This window comes from Pseudonocardia cypriaca, from assembly GCF_006717045.1.
Taxonomy (GTDB): domain Bacteria; phylum Actinomycetota; class Actinomycetes; order Mycobacteriales; family Pseudonocardiaceae; genus Pseudonocardia; species Pseudonocardia cypriaca.
On record NZ_VFPH01000003.1, the window covers coordinates 312,356 to 333,975 of the forward strand.

Consider the following 21,620-nt stretch of genomic DNA (forward strand, 5'->3'; position numbering starts at 1 on the left):
CGCTACCGCAGCTGGTCGCGGCGGCGGCTCAGGTAGGCGGTCTCGGCGGTGTTGCCCGCCAGCTCGATCGCTCTGTCGTAGGCCGCGCGCGACTCCTGACTGCGGCCCAGCCGGCGCAGCAGGTCGGCGCGGGTGGCGTGGTAGGCGTGATAGCCGGCCAACGTGTCCTGGAGACGGTTGACGGCCGCCAGTGCCACCTCCGGGCCGTCGAGCTCGGCGACCGCGATGGCCCGGTTGAGGGCGATGATCGGGGATGGGTCGAGGCGCACGAGCTGGTCGTAGAGGGCGAGGATCTGGGACCAGTCGGTGTCGCGCATGTCGCGGGCGGAGGTGTGCACGGCGTTGATCGCTGCGAGGATCTGGTAGCGACCCGGAGCCACGCCGGCGGCGGCAGCGGCGAGGCGCTCGCGCACCAGCCAGTGACCCTCGGCGATCATCGCCGCGTCCCATGCCCCACGGTCCTGCTCGTCGAGGGCGACCAGTTCGCCCCCGGCCGAGATCCGCGCAGTGCGGCGGGCCTCGATGAGGAGCATCAGCGCCAGTAGCCCGGCCACCTCACCGTCGTCCGGCAGGAGGACTCGGATCAGTCGGGTGAGCCGGATGGCCTCGGCGGTCAGGTCCTGACGGACCGGATCGGTGTCAGGGCCGGTCGCCAGGTAGCCCTCGTTGAAGACGAGGAACAGGACGGCCAGTACGCCGGAGACGCGGGCCGGGAGCTCCTCCGCGGACGGCACCCGGTACGGGATGCGCGCCGCCTTGATCTTGGCCTTCGCGCGGGTGATCCGCCGCCCCGTGGCGGCCTCCTGCACCAGGAAGGCACGGGCGATCTCGGGCACGGTCAGACCGCCGACCATGCGCAGCGTCAGCGCCACGCGGGTCTCCATCGCCAGCGCCGGGTGGCAGCAGGTGAAGATCAGCCGGAGCCGGTCGTCGTCGATGGCGCCGAGGGGCTCGGGCGGGTCGTCGTCGTACACCATCCGAGCCTCCTTCTGCTTGTCGTCGCGCTTGCTCTCGCGCCGGATCCGGTCGATCGCCTTGCGGTTCGCGGTGGTGGTCAGCCAGGCACCGGGGTTGGGAGGTGGGCCGTCGGCCGGCCACCGCTCGACGGCGGTCGCGAACGCCTCGGCCGCCGCCTCCTCGGCGATGTCGAGGTCACCGAAGCGCCTGGTCAGGGAGGCCACCACCCTGGCCCACTCCTCGTGGTGGGCCCGGGTGATCACCTCTTCGACGTCGCTCACCGGAACGGCCGCACCTCGATCTTCCGATCGCAGACCTTCGACGCCTCAGCGGCGAGCTCGAGCGCCACATCCAGATCGGGGGCCTCCCACACCCAGACGCCGGCGAGGTACTCCTTCGACTCCACGAAAGGCCCGTCGCTGAACACCGGCTGCTCGCCCCGGTTGTCGACGACCGTGGCCGCGTCGGTGTCGGCGAGTCCACCCGCGAAGACCCAGTAGCCGTCGGCGATCAGCCGTTCGTTGAACGCGCTGATGGCAGGCTCCCTGTCCGTGCTGCCGGGGTTGCTCTTGTCATCGATCACGGAAACCAGGTATCGCATCTGAAGATCAGCTCCTGTGGAGTCGAGACGACGTGGTGCGGTCGTGGTCGGGGACGTCAGGCCGTTGCGTACTGCGGGCGCCCGGCCGGCCGGTAGACCTGGATCGACACGCCCTTCGAGTCGACCCGCGACTCGACCAGGTCGAGCGCGAGGTCCGGGCCGGTCTCCGGGAACAGTCTCGCGCCCTGGCCGAGGATCACCGGGATCACGATCAGGGTCATCTCGTCGACCAGACCGTTCTCCAGCAGCCACCGGGTCAGGGCCCCACTGCCGTGCACCTGCAGCTCGCCCCCGGGCTTGGCCTTCAGCTCACCGACGGCCGCCGCGAGGTCACCGGGGAGAACGGTCGTGTCCTTCCAACGCGGCGCGGTGAGCGTGGTCGAGGCGACGTACTTCGGGGCCTCGTCGAAGGCGACGCCGATGGGATGTACGCGCATCTGGTGGACCGACCCCCAGGAGCCGGCGAACAGCTCGTAGGTGCGCCGGCCGAACAGGAACGCCTCTGCGCGCTGGCAGGTCTCCGTGATGAACGTCCTGGTCTCGTCGTCGCCCTTCCCCCGGGCCCATCCGCCGCGCTCGAACCCGTTGCTGCGGTCTTCCGACGCGCCGCCGTTGCCCTGCATCACTCCATCGAGGGTGACCTGGGTCATGGTCGTCAGCTTCATGATCGCGGTTCCTAGCCTCGGTGCCGCCCCTTGCGGGCGGCCTCACCGCTGCTACGAACACCACCGCCCCGATCCGACACCGCATCCCGAACTTTCTCGAAGAAACTTCCGGGACGCCGGTCGTCACGGATCCGACGCATCGCGGCGACGGCGGCTATCGGCCGGCCAGGTCGCGGAGCAAGCCCTCCAGATCGCGCTCACCGTCGCGGGTCTGGGCGCCGTGGGCCAGTCCGCCACGGATCAACCGTTCGGCCGCGGGTCGAACGACCTGGCTCGCCCAGGCGTCGTGTTCTCGCCGGAAGCCATCGGACAGGTCGTCGGGGAGGATGGCGCGTTTGGCCGCCGCGACCACGCCCTCGGGCAGCGCGGCGATGTTGCGGGCGAGGCGGTCGACGACGTCGTCGAGCTCGTCGGCGGGGACGGCCCGGTTGACCCATCCGTAGCGTTCGGCGGTCTCCGCGTCGTGCAGGTCGGCGCCGAGCACCGCTTCCAGAGCGCGGTTGCGGCCGATCCGGCCGGCGAGGTACTGGGTGCCTCCGCCGCCGGGGACGATGCCCATGAGGGCCTCGATCTGGCCGACCCCGGCGCGGCCGATCGCTGCGAACGCCATGTCCGCGGCCGTGACGAACTCCGCCCCTCCGCCGCGCGCCAGGCCGGCGAGCTTGACGATGGTCACCTGGGGCTGGTGTCGCAACAGCTCCCCGAGGGCTTGGAAGACGTTGGCGCCTTCGGGTACGTCGGCCGCGAGTTCGTCGAAGGCGTCCGGTGCGTCGACGAGGGACATGTCGACGTGGGCGATGAAGAAGTCCGGGTCGGCGCTGTCGAACACGATCACCCGGACCGAGTCGTCGTCCCGCAACCCTGTCAGCAGGTGCCGGAGGTCGGCCATGAGGGCGACGTCCAGGACGTTGACGGGCGGGTTGTCGAGCGTGACCCGGACGATGCCGGCCTCCCGGCTCACGCGCAGGGTCGCGTAGGCGTCGTCGTGCATGAATATCTCCGATCCCGTACCTGGCAGGCATCTAAGTTCCTGATGTATACCTAGGCTCTGGTGGCGCGGGACCGACGTCAAGAACGCACTTTCGGCATCGCAAGGATCACGGGGGATACCGACATGGCCACTCCTGGCACGGAAATCGGCATCGACACGGGCATCGTCTACCGGTCCGACTGCCCCAGCCGCCCGATCCTCGACCAGATCGCCGACAAGTGGTCGATGATGGTGATGGCCGTCCTCGACAGGCCCCGCCGGTTCAACGACATCAAGCGCCGCCTCGAGGGCGTCACGCAGCGGGTCCTGACCCAGACCCTGCGCCGCCTGGAACGCAATGGGATGATCGAGCGGCGGGTACTGCCGACCTCACCGGTCGGGGTCGAGTACTCCCTCACCCCGCTCGGCGAATCGCTGCGGGAGCCGTTCGGTCATCTCTACGGCTGGACCGTCGACCACGCCGACGAGATCCGGAACTGCCAGCAGAGCTACGACCGGCGTCTGCACGCTGAACAGCCGTAGTCCGCGGTCCGGCGTCGAGGCCGCACCGCGATCGCCTTCCAGACGAGCGAGCGCCACCCGCGCTCGTCCCACCTGCTGACGCCCCTCGGTCAGCGCGCCGCGAATCCATCCTCTATTGGGCCGCCGCAGGGATGGTGGCGCCCATGATCCCGGTGGCCTGTGAGCATCGACACCGCCACTGCCCGTCGGCGGCGCGGATGTAGATGTCGATGTGCTGGCACTCGTGGGTGGGGATGTCGGTGCCGTCGACGCGTAGGGCGATCAGGCAGCGGTAACGCAGCACGGCGAGGGTCTCGGAGGCCAGGACATCGATCTCGGAGGTCGTGTCGAGCTGGCTGTAGGCCAGCTGGCCGGTGGTCAGACGCCGCAGGTACGCGGCCTTGCCCCAGACTGTTCCCGTCGGGTTGCACAGCTCGTAGGCGGGGTCGTGCAGCGCGTCGAATCTGGCCGTATCGACGGTGAGTAGCGCATCGACTCGCTGCTGTTCCAGCTGCGCGAGGTGGCTTGTGAGACTGTCAGACATGCCCGTCCCTCCGGTGGCTTCAGGGTTCCGTCTTCGACCCGCTGGGCTGAGCCGTCCACTATGACGAGCAACGTTGGCTAGCCATCGACACGCAGAAGATCACCACTCGGCTGCGGAGCGAGGCCGAGCGCTGCGGCGGACGGTAGTGGGTACCAGCGCGTGCACGGCGGCGGGGAGGGTGGGGCCGAGCGCCGACACGTCGCGCCGAGCGTGCGCATCCTCGCCTGTGGGCTTGGCCCACGGATGGCCCACGGACAGTCGGACACGGCCGCTGTGAGCCGGACACCACCGGACAGAAGGGAACGGCCCCCGACCCGCGTTTCCGCTGGTCGAGGGCCGTTCTGCCGGGTGTGGCAGGTGAAGGATTCGAACCTTCGTAGGCTAAGCCGACGGATTTACAGTCCGCTCCCTTTGGCCACTCGGGCAACCTGCCGGGGTGCGCCGAGGCGCGGACACGAGGATACGACAGCGACCAACCGGGTTCTGCAGGGGCCCGGTCGACGAGGAGGCGTGCGGTGGCAGACCCGTCGTTCGACGTGGTGAGCAAGGTCGACCGGCAGGAGGTCGACAACGCCCTCAACCAGGCCGCGAAGGAGCTCTCGCAGCGGTTCGACTTCCGTGGCACGGGCACCTCGATCTCCTGGGCGGGTGAGGAGGCGGTGACCATCGAGTCCGAGACCGAGGAGCGCGCCAAGGCAGCCGTCGAGGTCTTCAAGGAGAAGCTGATCAAGCGCAACATCTCGCTGAAGGCCCTGGAGGTCGGCGAGCCGGCCGTGTCGGGGAGGACCTACAAGGTCAGCGGCAAGATCCTCCAGGGCATCGCGGCCGAGAAGGCCAAGGAGATCAGCAAGACCATCCGGGACGAGAAGCTCAAGGGCGTGCAGGCGCAGATCCAGGGCGACCAGCTGCGGGTCTCCGGCAAGAAGAAGGACGACCTGCAGGCCGTGATCGCGCTGCTCAAGAGCAAGGACTTCGGGATCGCGCTGCAGTTCACCAACTACCGCTAGCGCGCCGCTCCTTACCGGCGCAAACACCTCACGCGACGCCTGCCGGTACATCACCGGTACGACCAAGCGTGGCGTCTACGGGCGTTCGCGTCTGGTCGATGGCGTCGGGTCCGACCAAGGTAGGTGTTGAGCGTGATCGTCGGCGCGGTGTGCCCCATGGCGAGCTGCACCGACTTCACGTTCGCTCCACCGAAGATCAGGTGGCGAGGGCGGACGGTCGGACGGCGCAGGCTTCGGTCAGGAGCTTCCGGCCAGGCCGACCTTCGCCGGGGGCCGGGGCTCCGCTGAGGAGCTGCTGGACCACAGCCGTGCAGTCGGGCCGCTGCCCGATGTCGGCGACTACGACCGCGGGTCCGTCTGGGGCGGTGGAGTGGGAGTCAGTATGAGTGCGAGGTCGAAGGTGTTGTTCATGATCGCTCCAGCGATCTCGGAGAGGCGCTGGTTCGTGCGGCGGGCGTAGGCGCGCAGCAGTGCGAAGGCATCGTCCACTGTGTCGAGGCGGCCACGTTCGGCGAGGCGGCTCTTGGCCTGTTCGACGATGATTCGACTGGCCAGCGCCTGCTGGAGCCGATCGTTGAGCTGCCGGGCCTCGTGCAGGGTGCGGGACTGCAGCACCGCGACGGTGGTCATGTGTGTCAGGACTTGGGCGGCCTGCTGGTCGTGATCCGAGAGCGACCCGGGCGTGGTCGCGAAGAGGTTCATGGCCCCGATGACGTACCCGCGCAGCTCCAGCGGCAGGGCGTACACCGCCCGGTAGCCGAGATCGAGGGCCGCCGAGATGAACCGCGGCCACCGGTCGCTGTCGGCCAGCTGGGGCTCGGCGATCGGCCTGCCGGAGTGGAAGGCATCCAAGCAGGGGCCTTCGCCTACGAGAATCTGGTAGATCTCGAGACGGTGGGTGTCTTCGGTCGTCGAGGCCATCACCTGTAGGCCGCCGCTTCCGTTGGCCAGGATCAGTCCGGCCGCATCCACCGCCAACACGGACACGCAGCTCTCGGTGAGCCGGGTGGCTGCCTCGACGATGTCGAAATCGTCGACGAGGGTGTCGACGACCCCGACCATCGCGGTGAGCAGGCTGGTTGCCTCTGGAGTATCTCCGGGCAGGCCCATCAGGGCCCCCTCAATGCTGCCGTGAGCAGCGAAGCACAAGACCGTCCGGAACACCCAGCGTCGCGGATAGCTGCGGACGGTCCGAGCTCACCCGGGCTTGTGTGGTAGCAGTCGAACACGCTCCGGATCTGAGCGCTACCCCTGTGGAGTCGGAGTAGCCCGCCGGTCCGCCGCAAGAGCCGGTCGGCCACAGTCAACGGGTCGGTCGCGAAGCGCCGGGGGCGCTTGAACGAGCAGACCGGGGAGGGCCTCGCCCGCGACGAGCCTGTATTCGATCTCAACGGCCGCCAAGCATCCCCCGCGACGAGCCAGAGGCCGTCCTCGCCGGACGGGTAGGCCAGAACTGCCCGCCCGCTACGCCGACGTTCCCGCTCGGCGGGACCACTCCGTCGAACTCGACCGGCCCGCCAGTTCAGGGCACCGAGACCGCGGGTGCGGGTTGGGGTTGGGGTTGGTGTTGGTGTTGGTGTTGGCGCAGCCTGGCGGGTGACGTGCCCTCCCGGGTAAGCCAGATCAGACGACACCCGTCCGTGCAGTAGTCCCGTTCTTGCGGTGGTTGGCATTGAAGCGTGCCTTCTTCTGACGATTCCCGCACGTGTTCATGTCACACCACTTGCGGGTGCGACTTTGACTGGTGTCGAAGAAGGCAGCCCGGCAGGTCGGCGATGCGCACAACGCCAATTTTCCGTCTCGTTCTCCTGCAATGATGCTGATCGCGTCGGCGGCGATCACGCTCAAGGCATCTTCTACGCGGGAAGCCGAGCCGAGCCGCCATCGACGATTGCCCTCGGGTGTCAGGACAGCCGCGGCCCGACCCTGGATGCTGCAGTCGTTGATGATCTGGATGGCCGACGCCGGAAGAGCGTCCTGGATCGCGGCCGCTGTCGCGGCGGCGTGAATCGACTCCCTCAGTTCCCGGGCGAGTTCGAGCTGGTCGGTGGTGCAGGAGTCCACGGCCAGGCCGTTCACCGCCAGCCAATCGACGAGTCGCTGCGGCGTGGGAATGCGCTCCACAGCGTTGCCGTGACGCTCCGACATAGTCCCCGTGAAGCTGGTCGCCAGCACGTTGCCGAGGCGAAAGTCAGGAAACCCAGCACGCATGGAACCACCTTAGCCTCGATCATCCGTTCGAGGACCGCATCGGGCACGCCGAAGACTCGGGGCTGGGCCGGTTCCCGTCCCGGGAGCTCGCGATCGGCCCCACCTGGTCGAGGCTCACCCAGATCGCTGCCGGCCCGGTCGGGCAGCCGCGATCGTCGCGACGTCCACCAGCGCACCGAGGGGGTCCGGTCAGAGGCCGAGGTTCGCGGTTGCACGCTGCATGATGAGATGTTAGAACCGCCTTAGCCGGTTCGCACGAACGTAGCCGGTTCCGCGATGGCCAGGAGGTCTCATGCCCCGTCCAGCCAGCGACGTGCAAGCGTTCGAAGCCCACGCAACTGACGCCGACCTCGACGATCTGCGCGCGCGGTTGGCCGCGGCGCGGCTACCGGAGGCCGAGACGGTCCATCGCGCCGCGCCCGACCCTCGCCGATGGGAACAGGGCGTTCCTCTCGCCGACCTCGGCGATGTCGTGGACTACTGGCGCACCGGGTACAACTGGCGATCGTTCGAAGAGCGCCTCAACCGTGTCGGCCAGTTCCGCACGACCATTGATGATCTGGGAATCCACTTCCTGCACCGCCGATCCGCGCGCGCGGATGCCACTCCGCTGATCGTGACGCACGGCTGGCCGGGCAGCATCGTCGAGTTCATCGACGTGGTGGACGAGCTGGCGGATCCGCAAGATGCAGACGCGCCGGCGTTCCACGTCGTGGTTCCATCGCTACCGGGCTTCGGTTACAGCGACAAGCCGGCCACCACCGGGTGGGGAACCGAAAAGATCGCGGCCGCCTGGGTGGAACTCATGGGAAGGCTCGGCTACAGCAAGTTCGCAGCCCACGGCGGCGACTGGGGAGGTGTGATCACCACAGTCCTCGGCGGCAGGTTCCCGGCGCACGTTCTCGGCATCCACACAACGCTCGCGCAGGCACCGCCCGGGTTGACAACGGACGGGCTGACGGCGACCGAGCGCGAGTGGACCGAGGAGACTCGCGATTTCTGGCGCCACCGCGCGGCGTACGCGAAGCAGCAGGCGACCCGACCGCAGACCATCGGCTACTCGCTCGTCGACTCACCGGTCGGGCTTCTGGCCTGGATCCTCGACAAGTTCGCGGAGTGGTCGGACACCGAAGACAGCCCGTTCGAGACGATTTCCAGAGACCGGGTTCTCGACGACGTCACCCTGTACTGGCTGACGCGGACCGGCGCATCGGCGGCCCGCATCTACTACGAGAGCCACAACTCGCTGGACCCCGAACTCCGGGTGGATGTCCCGTCGGCGATCAGCATGTATCCCCGCGACATCGAGAAGTGTCCGCGCCCCTGGGCGCAGCAGCGGTACCGGCAGATCGTCCGATGGAGGTCGCCCGAAAGCGGGGGACATTTCCCGTCGCTGGAGGTTCCCGAGTACTTCGTCGAGGACCTGCGAGAAGGCCTCGCGGCAGTGCTGGCCGCCAATCGGTGAAGCATGGCGTCCACAGGCATACCCAATCGGTGCGGCGCAGGAAGCGGTCCACCGACGGCTACGGAACGGCGCCGAGGAAGCGCCGGACCTCGGCGTTGAACGCATCGGGAGCCGCGAGGTTGAGGTAGTGACCCGCCCCGGGCAGGACAACGAGCTCCGAACCGCGAATGCTGCTGAGCAGCGCCTCCGCGACGGGTCGGATCGGGGCACGTGCGTCGGCCCCACCCCAGAGCAGCAACGTCGGCACGGCGATGGTCGGCAACACCTCGCGTAGGTCCGCATCGGCGAACGCGGTCAACATCGGCAGCAGCCCGGAAGCGCGGATGTCCGGCATCATCATCCGAATGAGCTCGATCGCCTCAGGTGGCCCCGGCCCGGAGAAGAAGCTGGGCAGGTAGCCGCCCATCCATTCCGCCGGCGGCCGCTCGGCCTCGGCCCGCACACGCCGCAGCCGAACCTCGACCTCCTCGGGCGGCAAGGATCCCTTCCAGCCGGCGTATGCGCCCACGAGGACGAGCGACCGAACCAGCTTCGGATGGTGCTGGTACACCGCGATCGCCAGCCCGCCGCCCCACGACAAGCCGCCCAGATGCGCCCGGTCGACGCCCAGCACGGCGAGCAGTTCGGCGAGCGCATCGGCGTAGTCGGCGAGCGTCGTCCCGTCAAGAGGGTCCTCCGAACCACCACAGCCGGGCGCATCCCAGGCGATCACATCGAAGCTGTGCGCCAGGCCCGCCAGCTGCGGTCGCCACGCGCGGCCGTCGCTCCACCCGCCGTGCAGCAGAACCAGCGGCGGCCCGTTGCCTGCCCGGTGGTATGCCATCGTCCGTCCGCCGACATCGACCAGCTCCACGGCCGCCCCGATCGTTGTCCGTTGCTCGGCATCGCTTTGCGAGACGCCCGGTGACGTCGCAAGATTCGGCCTCACCAGTGGTAGCCGCGCGAGCACATCGGCGACATCGTCCACCTTGCGTACCCGCAGCTCAAGGGCTTGATCATCCGCAAGCCGTCGTCCGCCCGTCGGCGACAGGATCGGTGACGACTGCGACGACGAATCGCGCGGGGCCGCCAGTCGAGAGTCTGGCTGAACCAAGAGCGGCCGCAGGATCATCCGCCTTGGGGGCCGACGCGATTCACCAACCACCACTGGCCGGCGGACTCGCCCAGGCGGCGGCGACAGCTTGCGACCGAATGGTCGCTTTGAGTAGCCGAATGGCTAGGTATCGTTGGGGCCGCGCCGAGCCTGACCGTCACGCCATCCCCGCACGGAGGCGAGCCCGAACGACGTCGCACGCAAGCGGCAGGACGTCCCGCCCGGCACCTGGTCGGGATGGAGGACGGTCATGGAGGTCTCGGCGCCGGTCGTCGGCACCGCGCAGGACGAGGCCGAGGTGCAGGCCGCACTCCGCCGCCTGGCCATGATGATCGCGAAGCACCAGCCGTCCGCGGCTGTGCTGCACGCCGTGACCGAAGAGGCGGCGCGGCAGTTCGAGCCCGCCACCGCCGGCGTGATCAGGTACGAGCGGGACGGCCGGACGACCCTCGTCGCCGAGAGCACGGAAGGTCCGCCCGCGGCCGGCTGGGGCGGCCGCCTGCCCGCCGTCGGGCTGACGGCCGCCGTGCTGCACACGAGGCGGTTCGTGTCGGCATCCGTGGGGAGCCGCTTCACCGCCGCGATGCCCGTGTACGTCGACGACCTGATGTGGGGGCTCGTCGCCGTCGGGTCGGGACGAATGCTGCCGACGGACGTCGAGCGGAGGCTGACGGAACTGGCGGAGCTCGTGGCGGCGACGGTCGCCGATGAGCGGCGCTGGGCCGAGCTCGCGGCATCGCGCACCCGGCTCGTCGCCGCGTCGGACAAGATCAGGCAGCGGATCGAGCGCGACCTGCACGAGGGTGCGCAGCAGTTCGTCATCACGCTCGTGCTGCGGCTGCGCGGAGTGGCCGAGATCCCCTCGCTGCTCCCGGAGATCCGCGCCGAGGTCGAGGACATCGCGGCCGAGCTCCTCGCCGTGTTCTACGGCGTGCGAGAGCTCGCCCGCGCTGTCCACCCGGCGATCCTGTCCGTCGGCGGGCTGTACCCGGCGCTGCGCGCACTGGCCCGGCGATCGACCGTGCCCGCCGTCGTGGACGTGCGGGTGCACCGCCGCCTTCCCGAACCGATCGAGGTGGCGGCCTACCACGTCGCGGCGGAAGCGCTCGCCAACGCCGCGGAGCACGGCCGGGCCTCCGGTGTGGAGTTGAACGCGAAGGACTCCGGCGACGCGCTCCTCGTGGAAGTGCGGGACGACGGTGTCGGGGGCGCCGACCCGACGCTGGGTTCGGGGTTGATCGGGCTCAGGGACCGGACCGAGGCACTGGGCGGCGCGTTCATCGTGGTGAGCCCGCCGGGAGCGGGAACGGTGGTGTCCTGCCGGCTCCCCGTTGCGCCGGTCACGCCCGGTGCGTGAGCACGAGCTCCGCCACCGCGGCCGGGGACTCCACGTGCGCGTTGTGGCCGAGGCCCGGCAGGTCGACCGGGTCCGGGACGAGCGCGCGTAGCTGCTCGGCGCCGACCATGGCGTCGTGCTCACCCCTGGCGAGGACGACCGGGACGGGTGCCGCCGCCAGCAGGGTGGCGATCTGCGGGTCGCCCACGCCGAACGCGCGGGGGTCGAGCGCGGGGCGCCACTGCCCGTCCTGCTCCACCACACCCGCCAGCGCAACCGGCGAAGTGGGCGCGACCAGGCCGTCGAGCCCGGAGAGGCGTAGGTGCCGGGCCACGGCCTGCTCCCGGGCGGCGAACCGGGCCTGGTCACGTGCGGCGAGAGCGGCCGCGCGGGCGAGGTCGTCCTGGGTCCAGGCGACCTTGATGCCGAGCCCGATCACCGCCCGGACGCCGGGTCGTGCGGCCAGGTGCAGCCCGACCACCCCGCCGAAGGAGTGGCCGAGGATCACCGTGCCCGCGGGGTCGACCAGATCGGCGACGGCATCGGCCACGGCGGCGAAGGTGTAGGCCGGCAGCGGGGCGGAGCCACCGTGGCCCGGCAGGTCGGGCGCCACCCACGCGCCGGGCAGCAGCGGGGCGAGCCCCTCCCACACCTCGGCCGTGGCACCCAGGCCGTGCAGCAACAGCACGGTGGGCGCACCCCTGCCGCCCGACAGAACCCGGAGATCACGCACTGACCGGAGCCTCCATCCGCCGGCAGGCCTGCGCGTAGGCGACGGGGGTCATCCCGATGGCCGCGGTGAAGTCGCGGATGAAGTGGCTCTGGTCGAAGTAGCCGAGCTCGGCCGCCACCTCCGCCCACGGCCGGTGCTGCTCGCGGGCGAGCACGGCGGCGGCCTCGTGGAGGCGGTAGCGGCGCAACACCCACTTCGGGCTGACCCCCACGTAGCGCTGGAACAGCCGCTGCAACGTGCGGGGGTTGATGTTGAACATCTCGGTGACGTCGTCGACGCGCGCGATCGTGCGGTCGTGCAGCAGCGCCGCGACGATGCGCTGGACGAACTCCACCTGGGGGTCGGGCGGGGGCCAGCGCTCACGCAGGAACTCCTCGACGAGGGCGACGAGCCGGTCGATGCCGCGCGCCGCCGCCATCCGCTCGGCGAGCGCCGTGGCGGCTGGGCCCCACAGCTGCTCGGCGGGCAGCACGGCCCCGGTGATGTCGGACAACGGCCGGCCGAGAAATGGGAGGAACCCGCCGGGCCGGAACTTGACCCCGAAGACCCGGCCGGTGCCGCGGTAGACGTAGGTGAAGCGGTCTCGCCCGACGCCGGACACCGCGAGCCTGCCCCCGTCGAGCCAGAGGTTGACGCAGGGGTGCGGAAGCAGCGTGACCGAGCCCTCCCTCCCCGGCGGCAGGTCCCACGACACGATCCAGTGGCGCTCCACGAGGTCGGCCAGGTCGTCGGCGGCAGGGAAGCGGTCGAGTGAGTAGCGGTCGTCCGCGGGGTCTGCCTCGAACCCCACGCGCACCCCAAGCACGCCGTACTCGCTCGTGGTGGCGACCGGTCGATCAGGCACAGGACCAAGGATGCCCGGAAGGCCCGACATTCACCGCCTGCGGAGGTGCATCTCCTCCAGCCGCCGGATGCGCTCCTGCAGCGGCGGGTGGGTGGAGAACAGGCGCGAGAGCTGCTCCCCCGGCCGGAACGGGTTGGCGATCATCAGGTGGGACTGCGACACGAGCTGCGGGTCGGGCGGCAGCGGCGCGAGCTGGGTGCCGCGCTCCAGCTTGCGCAGCGCGGACGCGAGCGCGAGCGGGTCGCCGGTGAGCTGTGCGCCGCTCGCGTCGGCCTGGAACTCCCGCGACCGGCTCACCGCCATCTGCACGACCCCGGCCGCGATCGGCCCCAGCAGCGAGATCAGCAGCAGGGCGAACGGGTTGGGGCGGTCGTCGTCGCCGCCTCCGAACAGGCCGGCGAACATCGCGATGTTGGCCAGGAAGCTCACCATCGAGGCGAGCGCGCCCGCCACCGACGAGATGAGGATGTCGCGGTTGTAGACGTGGGACAGCTCGTGGCCGAGCACGGCGCGCAGCTCGCGCTCGTCGAGCATCTGGAGCAGGCCGGTGGTGGCGCACACCGCGGCGTGGCGGGGGCTGCGCCCGGTGGCGAACGCGTTGGGCGCGGCCGTGGGGCTCACGTAGAGCCGCGGCATCGGCTGGCGCGCCGCCCGCGACAGCTCCCGCACGATCCGGTACATGACCGGGTGCTCCGGCTCGGTGATCGGTCGGGCGTGCATGGCTCGCAGCGCGATCTTGTCCGAGTTGAAGTACGCGTAGCCGTTGACGCCCAGCGCCACGAACAGGGCGATCACGAGCCCGGTTCGGCCGCCGAGAAGCGAACCGACGAGCAGCACGAGAGCGGAGAGACCGCCCAGCAGGACCGCTGTCTTCAGCCCGTTCATCGACTTGTGCACGTTCTCGGGTGTCCTTCCTCCCCCGAGTTCTTCAACGAGCAACGACCAGGCCGTGTTCCGCTGGTCCGGGCACCGGGTGACAGTGAGCGACGCCTCGGCGCGCGGCTGGGCCGATCGGGGCAGGATGCGGCAATGGCCACCGACGTCCGAACCACGACGACCGACGGCGTCGCCGTCCTCACGCTGTCCAACCCCGAGCGGCGCAACGCGCTCAACATCGAGCTGTCCGCGAAGCTGGCCGACGCCGTGCGCGCGGCGGCCGCGGACGACGAGGTCGGCGCGATCGTCGTGACCGGCGAGGACCCCGCGTTCTGCGCGGGCGGCGACCTGAGCGAGCTCGCCACCGCCGACCCCGCCACGCTGCACACCGTCTACGCGGGCTTCCTCGCCGTCGCCGAGTGCGCACTGCCGACGATCGCCGCCGTCAACGGGGCAGCCGTCGGCGCAGGGCTGAACCTCGCACTCGCCTGCGACCTGCGGCTGGCCGGGCCGCGGGCGCGCTTCGAGTCCCGGTTCCTACAGCTCGGCCTGCACCCCGGCGGCGGGTACACGTGGATGGCGCAGCGCGTGCTCGGGACGCAGGGCGCGGCGGCGCTCACGCTTTTCGGCGAGGTCGTCGACGCCGCGGAGGCCGCGCGGATCGGCCTCGTGCACCGGGTCGCCGACGACGTGGTCGCCGCCGCGGTCGAGCTCGGCGCCCGCGCCGCTGCCGCCCCGCGCGACCTCGTCCGCACCACGAGGGCGACCATGCGGCTCACCGCCGGGATGACCAGCCAGGCCGAAGCCGTGGAGGTGGAGGTGCGGGCTCAGGCGGAGTCGGTGCGTTCACCCGAGTTCAGCAGCCGTCTTGCCGCGCTGCAGTCGACGATCAGCAGGTCGGGACGGTGACCAGGGCGGGTAACGCTCTCCTTGCGGGGGTACGAACACAGGGTGTGACGTGGACCGGGTGGCGACGACACCCTGACGCAGGGCGAGCTAACCTCGGAATACAGCACAAAGCACGCCCCGTCGACCCGAGGACCGACCTCGAATGACTTCTGACACCGCCGTCGACCAGGTTCCCGCACCGTCCGGCGGCGGACGCGAGGTAGTGGAGCGCGACCGCGTCGTCATCCGTTTCGCCGGCGACTCCGGTGACGGCATGCAGCTCACCGGCGACCGCTTCACCTCCGAGACCGCGGCGTTCGGCAACGACCTCTCCACGCTCCCGAACTTCCCCGCCGAGATCCGGGCCCCCGCCGGCACCCTGCCCGGCGTGTCGTCGTTCCAGCTGCACTTCGCCAACTACGACATCCTCACCCCCGGCGACCGCCCCGACGTGCTCGTCGCGATGAACCCGGCAGCGCTCAAGGCCAACATCGCCGACCTGCCGGCCGGCGGCATCCTCATCGTCAACACCGACGAGTTCACCAAGCGGAACCTCACGAAGGTCGGCTACGAGTCCAACCCGCTCGAGGACGGCTCGCTCGAGCAGTACGCGGTGCACGAGGTCGCGATGGCCACGCTCACCCGCGGCGCGCTGGAGGACACCGGTCTGTCCAAGAAGGACGCGGAGCGGGCGAAGAACATGTTCGCCCTCGGCCTGCTGTCCTGGATGTACCACCGCCCGCACGAGAGCACGGAGCGGTTCCTGCGGGAGAAGTTCGCCCGCCGCCCCGATCTCGCCGAGGCCAACATCCTCGCCTTCCGGGCGGGCCACGCCTACGGCGAGACCACCGAGGCCTTCGCCGTCACCTACGAGGTGGCGCCCGCGAAGCTCGAGGTCGGCACCTACCGCCAGATCACCGGCAACACGGCGCTCGCCTACGGCATCGTCACGGCCGGGCAGCTGGCCGGGCTCCCGGTGTTCCTCGGGTCGTACCCGATCACCCCGGCGTCGGACATCCTGCACGAGCTTTCCAAGCACAAGTCGTTCGGCGTCACCACGTTCCAGGCCGAGGACGAGATCGCAGGCGTCGGCGCCGCCCTCGGCGCGGCGTTCGGCGGTGCGCTCGGGGTCACCACCACCTCAGGGCCGGGCATCTCGCTGAAGTCCGAGACGATTGGTCTGGCGGTGGCGCTCGAGCTGCCGCTGCTGGTCGTGGACGTGCAGCGCGGTGGGCCCTCCACGGGCCTGCCCACCAAGACCGAGCAGGCCGACCTGCTGCAGGCACTGCACGGGCGCAACGGCGAGGCACCGCTCCCGGTCATCGCGCCGCGCTCGCCGGGCGACTGCTTCGACGCCGTGCTCGAGGCCGTGCGGATGGCCGTCACCTACCGCACGCCGGTGATCCTCCTTTCGGACGGCTCGCTGGCCAACGGGTCGGAACCGTGGAAGGTGCCCGCCGCGTCGTCCCTCCCCACGTTCGACCCCGGCTTCGCCACCGGACCCAACGCGCCCGACGGTTCCGGCGAGTTCTGGCCCTACCTGCGCGACGCCGACACCCTCGCCCGCCCGTGGGCCGTGCCCGGCACCCCCGGGCTCGAGCACCGCATCGGCGGCCTGGAGAAGGCCGACGGCCGCGGCGCCATCTCCTACGACCCGGACAACCACGACCGGATGGTCCGGCTGCGTGCCGCCAAGATCGACGGCATCCCGGTGCCCGACCTCGAGGTCGACGACCCCGACGGCGACGCCGAGCTGCTCGTGCTGGGCTGGGGCTCCACCTACGGTCCCATCGGTGCGGGCGCCAGGCGCGTCCGCGCGCTCGGGCACAAGGTCGCGCAGGCACACCTGCGACACCTCAACCCGCTCCCTGCCAACCTCGGCGACGTGCTCGCCCGCTACCGCACCGTCGTGGTGCCCGAGATGAACCTCGGACAGCTCGCCACGGTGCTGCGCGCGCGGTACCTCGTCGACGTCAAGAGCTACACCAAGGTCTCCGGTCTGCCGTTCAAGGCCGAAGAGCTGCAGGACCTGTTCCTGGACTACCTCAACGGGGTGCGTTAATGACTGCCATCGACCTCGGGCTGCCTTCTCTGGGTGGACTCGACGGCGTCCCGACCACCGACGAGAAGCAGACCGCCAAGGACTTCACCTCCGACCAGGAGGTGCGCTGGTGCCCCGGCTGCGGCGACTACGCCGTGCTTGCCGCCGTGCGCCAGTTCCTGCCGACGCTGGGCATCAGGCGTGAGAACACGGTCTTCGTGTCCGGCATCGGCTGCAGCTCCCGGTTCCCGTACTACCTCAACACCTACGGGATGCACTCGATCCACGGGCGCGCCCCGGCCATCGCCACCGGTCTGGCGACGTCCCGGCCCGACCTGTCGGTGTGGGTCGTCACCGGCGACGGCGACGCGCTGTCCATCGGCGGCAACCACCTGATCCACGCGCTGCGGCGCAACGTCAACCTCAAGATCCTGCTGTTCAACAACCGGATCTACGGCCTGACGAAGGGCCAGTACTCGCCCACCAGCGAGGAGGGCAAGGTCACCAAGTCCACGCCGATGGGCTCGGTCGACCACCCGTTCAACCCGATCTCGCTGGCGCTCGGCGCCGAGGCCACCTTCATCGGGCGCGCCCTCGACTCCGACCGCAAGGGCCTCACCGAGGTGCTCGGCGCGGCGGCCGCCCACCGCGGCAGCGCGCTCGTCGAGATCTTCCAGGACTGCCCGATCTTCAACGACGGCAGCTTCGACGTGCTGCGCAAGGGCGAAGAGGCCGAGGAGCGCGTGATCCCGGTGCGCCACGGCGAGCCGATCCGCTTCGGCCCGGCGGCCGACGACGGGCTGGGCAGCTACGCGGTCGTGCGCGAGGGCTTCGGGCTCACCGTCGCGAAGATGAACGAGGTCGACGCCGACCAGGTCGTCGTGCACGACGCGGGGGACGTCAACCTCGCGTTCGCCCTGTCCCGGCTGTCCGACCAGGACCTCAACCACACCGTCACCGGGATCTTCCGCAACACCGACCGCGTCACGTACGACGACGCCGTGCGCGCCCAGGTGGCAGCGGCGAAGGCCAAGGGCACCGCCGACCTGCAGGCACTGCTCAACGGCCGCGACACCTGGACCATCGCCGGCTGACATCGAGAGCGCACACAGGAACGGGCCCCGCCGGCATCACCGGCGGGGCCCGTTCCGTACTCGACGTCGATCAGCCGAACAGCGACGTCACCAGCGACTGGATCAGACCGAGCGGGCCGGCAGCCGGCTCCTCCTCGGCGGGAGCCGGGAGCTCGACCTGCTCCAGCTCCTCCTCGGGCTCGGTGTCGCCGCCCGACTCGTCCGTCTTGCCGTCGGAGTCGTCGGTCTTGTTCTCGTCGGGGTTGTCCGAGTCCGACTCGGTGTCCTTCGACTCGGTGTCCTTCGACCCGGTGTCCGTGGACTCGGTTTCCTTGGAGTCGGTGTCCTTGGACTCCGCGTCGTCCTCGTCCGGCTCGGGCAGGGTGGTGGACTCGGGCTCGGCGGGCGACGCGATCGGGGGGAGCGGAAGGATCTGCGCGGCGTTCACCTCGGAGGCCGAGGCGACACCGGCAGAAGCCAGAATCGCGAGAATCGCAGTCGCACCAACAGTCAGAGCCTTCTTCAGCATCATTTCCTCACCATCGCGAACACGAAGTTCACGATTTGCGGTTGTCACTCGATCGGGGGCGGGGAGCCGCCGGTGACGCTAGGGGGATCTCACCGATCGTGACACTCGGGCCACCCGATCGAGTGGTGATCCGTAACTGAAGAGGATCTTTCGTCGTTCTCGTTGCGATCTACCCGCGATCGTTCCAGGCCGTGAAGCCCGCGGCGCGCGCCTCCTCCGCGGTGCGGAACCAGGCGTCCCCGCGCGTGCGCAGGTAGTACGGCGAGTCCGGGGTGTGATAGCGCCGCGACCCCTCGTTGGCCTTGACCACGTGGACCGGGGAAGGGCTCGTGCCGCCCTCGGCGGGGAGCAGCGATCCGGGGTAGGGCCCCGGTTGCGCGGTGGCGGCCGACACCGCCGCCGCGGCCTCCGCCACTGGGCTCGCCGGCCCGACGAGCGCCGTGTCGAGCGCCGCGAGCGCCGAACCCGCCGGCTCGGGCGGCTTGCGGTCGACGGAGCCGGCGTCCCGAGGAGCCGGGATGCTCGGCTCCGCCCGCTCACCGGAGCCCTCCTCGGACTCCTGGTCGACGGCGTCGACGGGAGCTGACGATCCCGTGCCCGCGTCGGCAGCGGCGGCATCGGGCTCGGCGGCGCCCGGCTCGGCGGCGCCCGGCTCGGCGGCGCCCGGCTCGGCGGCGCCCGGCTCGGCGGCGCCCGGTTCAGCGGCGTGCACATCCGCAGCACCCGCATGAGCGGTGTCGGCCGACGCGGCGGCCTGCGGCTCGCCGGGAGCGCTCTCGTCGACCGGTTCCGTCACGTCCCGCTCTGCCCGCACCGCTGCCACCGCGGCGGCCCCCACAGCGCCTGCGGTGCCTCCCGCCGCCGCTGCCGCGATCTCGATGTTCGCAGCCGCCGTCGCGTCGCCCCGGCGGTTCCGGGAGCGCTGCAGCGCCACCGCGACGAGCAGCGCGATGATCACGACGGCCAGTACCACCCACCACCAGCTCTGACCCACGACGCATCCCTTTCTGAAGCGGCCGGACCGGTGGATACCACGATCCGACGAGCCTTACGGGGACTTGCGCGGCCCGACCACCCGGCCGGGCGCGGTGATCACCTCCTGTCGCCGGGCGTCGTCCCGTCGACGGGGCCGTTCTGGGCCGGGACCTCGACCGTCGGCGGCGGCGCCGGGAGGTGCGCTCCTCCGGCCACCCCGAGGCGATCCAGGGCTCCGGCGGCGCTCGAACCGGGGCGCCGCTTCGTGTGGTCGCTCCGGTGCGTGTCGAGGTTGGCGAGTGCCGGTTCCGCCGGCGGCGGCGCCTCGGGCGGTGCCACGGGGTCGGGTCGGGGCGACGTGGCCGCCCGGTGCTGGGCCGGCCGCGGCGCGGCTCGGTACAACGGGTGCGCCGGGTGCCGCGGGCGCCCGCGGACGAACAGCAGCCACGTCATCGCGGAACCCGCGAGGAACGCGATCGCACAGAGGAACCAGACTTGCGCGAACGTCCCGACCATCTCGCCTCCTCCTAGCCGATCGTGATCTCCACCCGCCGGCTCTCCTCCGGGGTGGCGAGGGGCCGCGTGGCCCCGACACCTCTCGTGGTGATCCGCTCGGCCGGCACCCCGGCCGCCACCAGCGCCTCCGCCACCACCGCGGCCCGCTTGTCGGCGAGCCGCTGGGCGACGTCCGGGCCGCCGGGGGTGTCGGCCACGTGCCCTTCCACCAGCACCTGCTCCGCCGGGCCCTGCAAGAGGAGCTGCGCGACCCGCTGCACCGTCTCCGCGGGCGGCCCCACGAGCACGGCCGAGTCCGGCGAGAAGCGGATCGGCTCGGCGGCCAGCACCCGGGTCAGCTCGGCGCGCACCGGATCCGGTGGCTGCGCGGGCGGAGGATCCGTCGCGACGACGGGTGCGGCCGTGGCCGGAGGCGCACTGGGCGGTGCGGCGGCCGTGGCGGGAGGCGCACCGGGCGCTGGTGCGGCTGGTGCCGCAGGCGCGGGCGGGCCGACCCACAGGAGCGCGAGTCCGGCGAGCACGGCGGGCAACGTGAACAGTGCCAGCAACCACAACAACCGGGCACCCGGCACGGTCACCCCCTGACGCTGCGCGATTGTCCCCTTACGGTGGCATGAGGCGCAACGCCAGGCCAGTCGGGCCGGGCGTGTCGTGGGCGTGTGGCTCGGGGACGGCACCGCCCAGCAGGTTCAGGAAAGCCACGTTCCAGGCCTTGAAGGCCCTGAACGTGGCTTTCCTGAACTTTCCGGCGCGCGGATCAGGCCGTGCGGTCCACCACGTAGGTCGTGAGGGACGCCAGTGCCTCGGTGGCCGCGCAGGACGGGAGCTTGCCCAGCTCCGCGCGGGCGGCCGCGGCCTGGTCGGCCAGCACGTCGCGGGCGCGGGCGAGGCCACGGCCGGTGCGCAGCAGTTCCAGCGCCTCGTCCACCTCGGCGTCGTCGCTGATGGGCTGGGCGAGCAGCACCGCGAGGCGGTCGGCGTCCGGCCCGCTGTCCTGCAGGGCGTAGAGCATCGGGAGGGTGTGGATGCCCTCGCGCAGGTCCGTGCCGGGGGTCTTGCCGGAGCTGTCGGACGGCGAGGCGATGTCGATGACGTCGTCGGAGATCTGGAAGGCGGTGCCGATGGTGGCGCCGAACCGGCGCAGGGCCTCCACGTGCTCCGGCGCGCACCCGGAGAACATGCCGCCGTATCGCCCCGACGTGGCGATCAGCGACCCGGTCTTCTCCGCGATGACCGCGAGGTAGTGCTCCACGGGGTCCTCGCCGGGTCGCGGGCCGCGGGTCTCGCGCATCTGCCCGGTGACGAGCTCGGCGAAGGTCTCGGCGATGATCCGCACGGCCTCGGGGCCGAGGTCGGCCACGAGCCGCGAGGCGTGGGCGAAGAGGAAGTCGCCGGTGAGGATGGCCACGGTGTTGTCCCACCGGGAGTTGGCGCTCTCCGCCCCGCGCCGCATGGTGGCCGAGTCCATGACGTCGTCGTGGTACAGCGTGGCGAGGTGGATCAGCTCCACCACGGCGGCGGCCGTGAACACCTCGTCGTCGTCGGACCGGGGCCCGATCTGCGCGGCGAGCAGCGTGAAGAGCGGGCGGAACCGCTTGCCACCGGCGTCGATGAGGTGCAGCGACGTCTCGGTGACGAACTGGTAGTCGCTGTGCACCTCCCGGTGCAGGAGCTCCTCCACGCGGGAGAGGCCCTCCGCCGTGGCAGCGGCGAGCCCCGGGTCTGCGAGCTCGATGCCCGCAATCGCGTTCGCGTTCACGTCCCCAAGCTTTTC

At 70.8% G+C, this 21,620-nt stretch carries 23 protein-coding genes, 1 tRNA gene and 1 pseudogene; 8 read left to right on the forward strand and 17 right to left on the reverse strand.

All coding sequences use genetic code 11. From position 1 onward, the window contains the following. Window positions 1–2 precede the first annotated feature (2 nt). From FB388_RS33480 to FB388_RS33495, 4 genes are all read right to left on the reverse strand, one after another. A complete protein-coding gene (locus tag FB388_RS33480) occupies window positions 3–1,238 on the reverse strand; it encodes an RNA polymerase sigma factor (protein ID WP_142106700.1) in 1,236 nt (411 codons plus the stop codon). Then, entirely contained in the window at window positions 1,235–1,558 is a 324-nt protein-coding gene (locus FB388_RS33485) for a YciI family protein (protein ID WP_142106701.1), read from the reverse strand. Before FB388_RS33485 ends, FB388_RS33480 begins: the two co-directional genes overlap by 4 nt. Window positions 1,559–1,614: 56 nt before the next feature. Beyond that, window positions 1,615–2,223, reverse strand: coding sequence for a dihydrofolate reductase family protein (locus tag FB388_RS33490; protein ID WP_142106702.1), 609 nt, complete (start codon window positions 2,221–2,223; stop codon window positions 1,615–1,617). Between the two features lie 154 nt (window positions 2,224–2,377). Continuing rightward, window positions 2,378–3,214: an enoyl-CoA hydratase/isomerase family protein gene (locus FB388_RS33495; protein WP_142106703.1), complete on the reverse strand. Its 837-nt coding sequence runs from the start codon at window positions 3,212–3,214 to the stop codon at window positions 2,378–2,380. Between the two features lie 123 nt (window positions 3,215–3,337). Here FB388_RS33495 and FB388_RS33500 point away from each other — a divergent pair, with 123 nt between their 5' ends. Continuing rightward, a complete protein-coding gene (locus FB388_RS33500) occupies window positions 3,338–3,736 on the forward strand; it encodes a winged helix-turn-helix transcriptional regulator (RefSeq protein WP_142106704.1) in 399 nt (132 codons plus the stop codon). A gap of 112 nt (window positions 3,737–3,848) precedes the next feature. Here FB388_RS33500 and FB388_RS33505 read toward each other — a convergent pair whose 3' ends face one another. After that, window positions 3,849–4,259, reverse strand: coding sequence for a nuclear transport factor 2 family protein (locus tag FB388_RS33505; protein ID WP_142106705.1), 411 nt, complete (start codon window positions 4,257–4,259; stop codon window positions 3,849–3,851). Between the two features lie 351 nt (window positions 4,260–4,610). Beyond that, window positions 4,611–4,692: transfer RNA gene (locus FB388_RS33510), tRNA-Tyr, on the reverse strand. Between the two features lie 82 nt (window positions 4,693–4,774). On the opposite strand from FB388_RS33510, the gene FB388_RS33515 reads away from it, so the two are divergent. Beyond that, window positions 4,775–5,266 (forward strand): YajQ family cyclic di-GMP-binding protein, encoded by a 492-nt coding sequence (locus tag FB388_RS33515; protein ID WP_170225962.1) that lies wholly within the window; start codon window positions 4,775–4,777, stop codon window positions 5,264–5,266. A 339-nt stretch (window positions 5,267–5,605) separates the two neighbouring features. Here the strand turns inward: FB388_RS33515 and FB388_RS33525 are convergent, their stop codons facing one another. Together FB388_RS33525 and FB388_RS33530 are read right to left on the reverse strand one after the other, a co-directional pair. Continuing rightward, complete coding sequence (locus FB388_RS33525) at window positions 5,606–6,376, reverse strand: GAF and ANTAR domain-containing protein (RefSeq protein ID WP_142106707.1); 771 nt, start codon at window positions 6,374–6,376, stop codon at window positions 5,606–5,608. Window positions 6,377–6,889: 513 nt separating this feature from the next. Next, window positions 6,890–7,477, reverse strand: a complete 588-nt coding sequence (locus FB388_RS33530; protein WP_142106708.1) for a CGNR zinc finger domain-containing protein — start codon at window positions 7,475–7,477, stop codon at window positions 6,890–6,892. 292 nt (window positions 7,478–7,769) lie between these two features. On the opposite strand from FB388_RS33530, the gene FB388_RS33535 reads away from it, so the two are divergent. Further along, window positions 7,770–8,942 (forward strand): epoxide hydrolase family protein, encoded by a 1,173-nt coding sequence (locus tag FB388_RS33535; protein ID WP_142106709.1) that lies wholly within the window; start codon window positions 7,770–7,772, stop codon window positions 8,940–8,942. A 58-nt stretch (window positions 8,943–9,000) separates the two neighbouring features. Here the strand turns inward: FB388_RS33535 and FB388_RS33540 are convergent, their stop codons facing one another. Then, window positions 9,001–10,053 (reverse strand): alpha/beta fold hydrolase, encoded by a 1,053-nt coding sequence (locus FB388_RS33540; protein ID WP_211362410.1) that lies wholly within the window; start codon window positions 10,051–10,053, stop codon window positions 9,001–9,003. Between the two features lie 232 nt (window positions 10,054–10,285). Between FB388_RS33540 and FB388_RS33545 the strand changes: the two genes are divergently transcribed. Beyond that, window positions 10,286–11,392, forward strand: coding sequence for a sensor histidine kinase (locus FB388_RS33545; protein ID WP_142106710.1), 1,107 nt, complete (start codon window positions 10,286–10,288; stop codon window positions 11,390–11,392). Here FB388_RS33545 and FB388_RS33550 read toward each other — a convergent pair. Genes FB388_RS33550 through htpX form a run of 3 tightly spaced genes read right to left on the reverse strand, consistent with a single transcriptional unit; the run spans window position 11,376 to window position 13,845 of the window. Then, the gene (locus FB388_RS33550; RefSeq protein WP_142106711.1) at window positions 11,376–12,104 is read right to left on the reverse strand and encodes an alpha/beta fold hydrolase; all 729 of its coding nucleotides are present in this window, start codon (window positions 12,102–12,104) and stop codon (window positions 11,376–11,378) included. The genes FB388_RS33545 and FB388_RS33550 overlap by 17 nt on opposite strands. After that, window positions 12,097–12,948 (reverse strand): helix-turn-helix domain-containing protein, encoded by an 852-nt coding sequence (locus tag FB388_RS33555; RefSeq protein ID WP_142106712.1) that lies wholly within the window; start codon window positions 12,946–12,948, stop codon window positions 12,097–12,099. Before FB388_RS33555 ends, FB388_RS33550 begins: the two co-directional genes overlap by 8 nt. A gap of 30 nt (window positions 12,949–12,978) precedes the next feature. Next, on the reverse strand, window positions 12,979–13,845 hold the full coding sequence (gene htpX, locus FB388_RS33560; RefSeq protein ID WP_142106713.1) for a zinc metalloprotease HtpX: 867 nt from the start codon (window positions 13,843–13,845) through the stop codon (window positions 12,979–12,981). A 132-nt stretch (window positions 13,846–13,977) separates the two neighbouring features. On the opposite strand from htpX, the gene FB388_RS33565 reads away from it, so the two are divergent. The 3 genes from FB388_RS33565 (at window position 13,978) to FB388_RS33575 (ending at window position 17,847) form a co-directional block, all read left to right on the forward strand. Further along, entirely contained in the window at window positions 13,978–14,733 is a 756-nt protein-coding gene (locus tag FB388_RS33565; protein ID WP_142106714.1) for an enoyl-CoA hydratase, read from the forward strand. A 142-nt stretch (window positions 14,734–14,875) separates the two neighbouring features. Next, a complete protein-coding gene (locus FB388_RS33570) occupies window positions 14,876–16,774 on the forward strand; it encodes a 2-oxoacid:acceptor oxidoreductase subunit alpha (RefSeq protein WP_142106715.1) in 1,899 nt (632 codons plus the stop codon). Continuing rightward, window positions 16,774–17,847, forward strand: coding sequence for a 2-oxoacid:ferredoxin oxidoreductase subunit beta (locus tag FB388_RS33575; RefSeq protein ID WP_142106716.1), 1,074 nt, complete (start codon window positions 16,774–16,776; stop codon window positions 17,845–17,847). The genes FB388_RS33570 and FB388_RS33575 overlap by 1 nt, the downstream gene beginning before the upstream one ends. Window positions 17,848–17,917: 70 nt before the next feature. On the opposite strand, the gene FB388_RS33580 is transcribed toward FB388_RS33575, so the two are convergent. Further along, window positions 17,918–18,274: a hypothetical protein gene (locus FB388_RS33580; protein WP_142106717.1), complete on the reverse strand. Its 357-nt coding sequence runs from the start codon at window positions 18,272–18,274 to the stop codon at window positions 17,918–17,920. Between the two features lie 250 nt (window positions 18,275–18,524). Beyond that, the gene (locus FB388_RS41300) at window positions 18,525–18,770 is read right to left on the reverse strand and encodes a sunset domain-containing protein (RefSeq protein ID WP_484291829.1); all 246 of its coding nucleotides are present in this window, start codon (window positions 18,768–18,770) and stop codon (window positions 18,525–18,527) included. 201 nt (window positions 18,771–18,971) lie between these two features. Between FB388_RS41300 and FB388_RS41270 the strand changes: the two are divergent. Next, window positions 18,972–19,043, forward strand: a pseudogene (locus tag FB388_RS41270) (hypothetical protein); the annotation flags it as partial. 404 nt (window positions 19,044–19,447) lie between these two features. On the opposite strand, the gene FB388_RS40680 reads toward FB388_RS41270, so the two are convergent. From FB388_RS40680 to FB388_RS33600, 3 genes are all read right to left on the reverse strand, one after another. Further along, window positions 19,448–19,846, reverse strand: coding sequence for a hypothetical protein (locus FB388_RS40680; RefSeq protein WP_142106718.1), 399 nt, complete (start codon window positions 19,844–19,846; stop codon window positions 19,448–19,450). Window positions 19,847–19,857: 11 nt separating this feature from the next. Continuing rightward, window positions 19,858–20,424 (reverse strand): OmpA family protein, encoded by a 567-nt coding sequence (locus tag FB388_RS33595; protein ID WP_142106719.1) that lies wholly within the window; start codon window positions 20,422–20,424, stop codon window positions 19,858–19,860. Between the two features lie 179 nt (window positions 20,425–20,603). Then, a complete protein-coding gene (locus FB388_RS33600) occupies window positions 20,604–21,605 on the reverse strand; it encodes a polyprenyl synthetase family protein (RefSeq protein ID WP_142106720.1) in 1,002 nt (333 codons plus the stop codon). Window positions 21,606–21,620 lie beyond the last annotated feature (15 nt).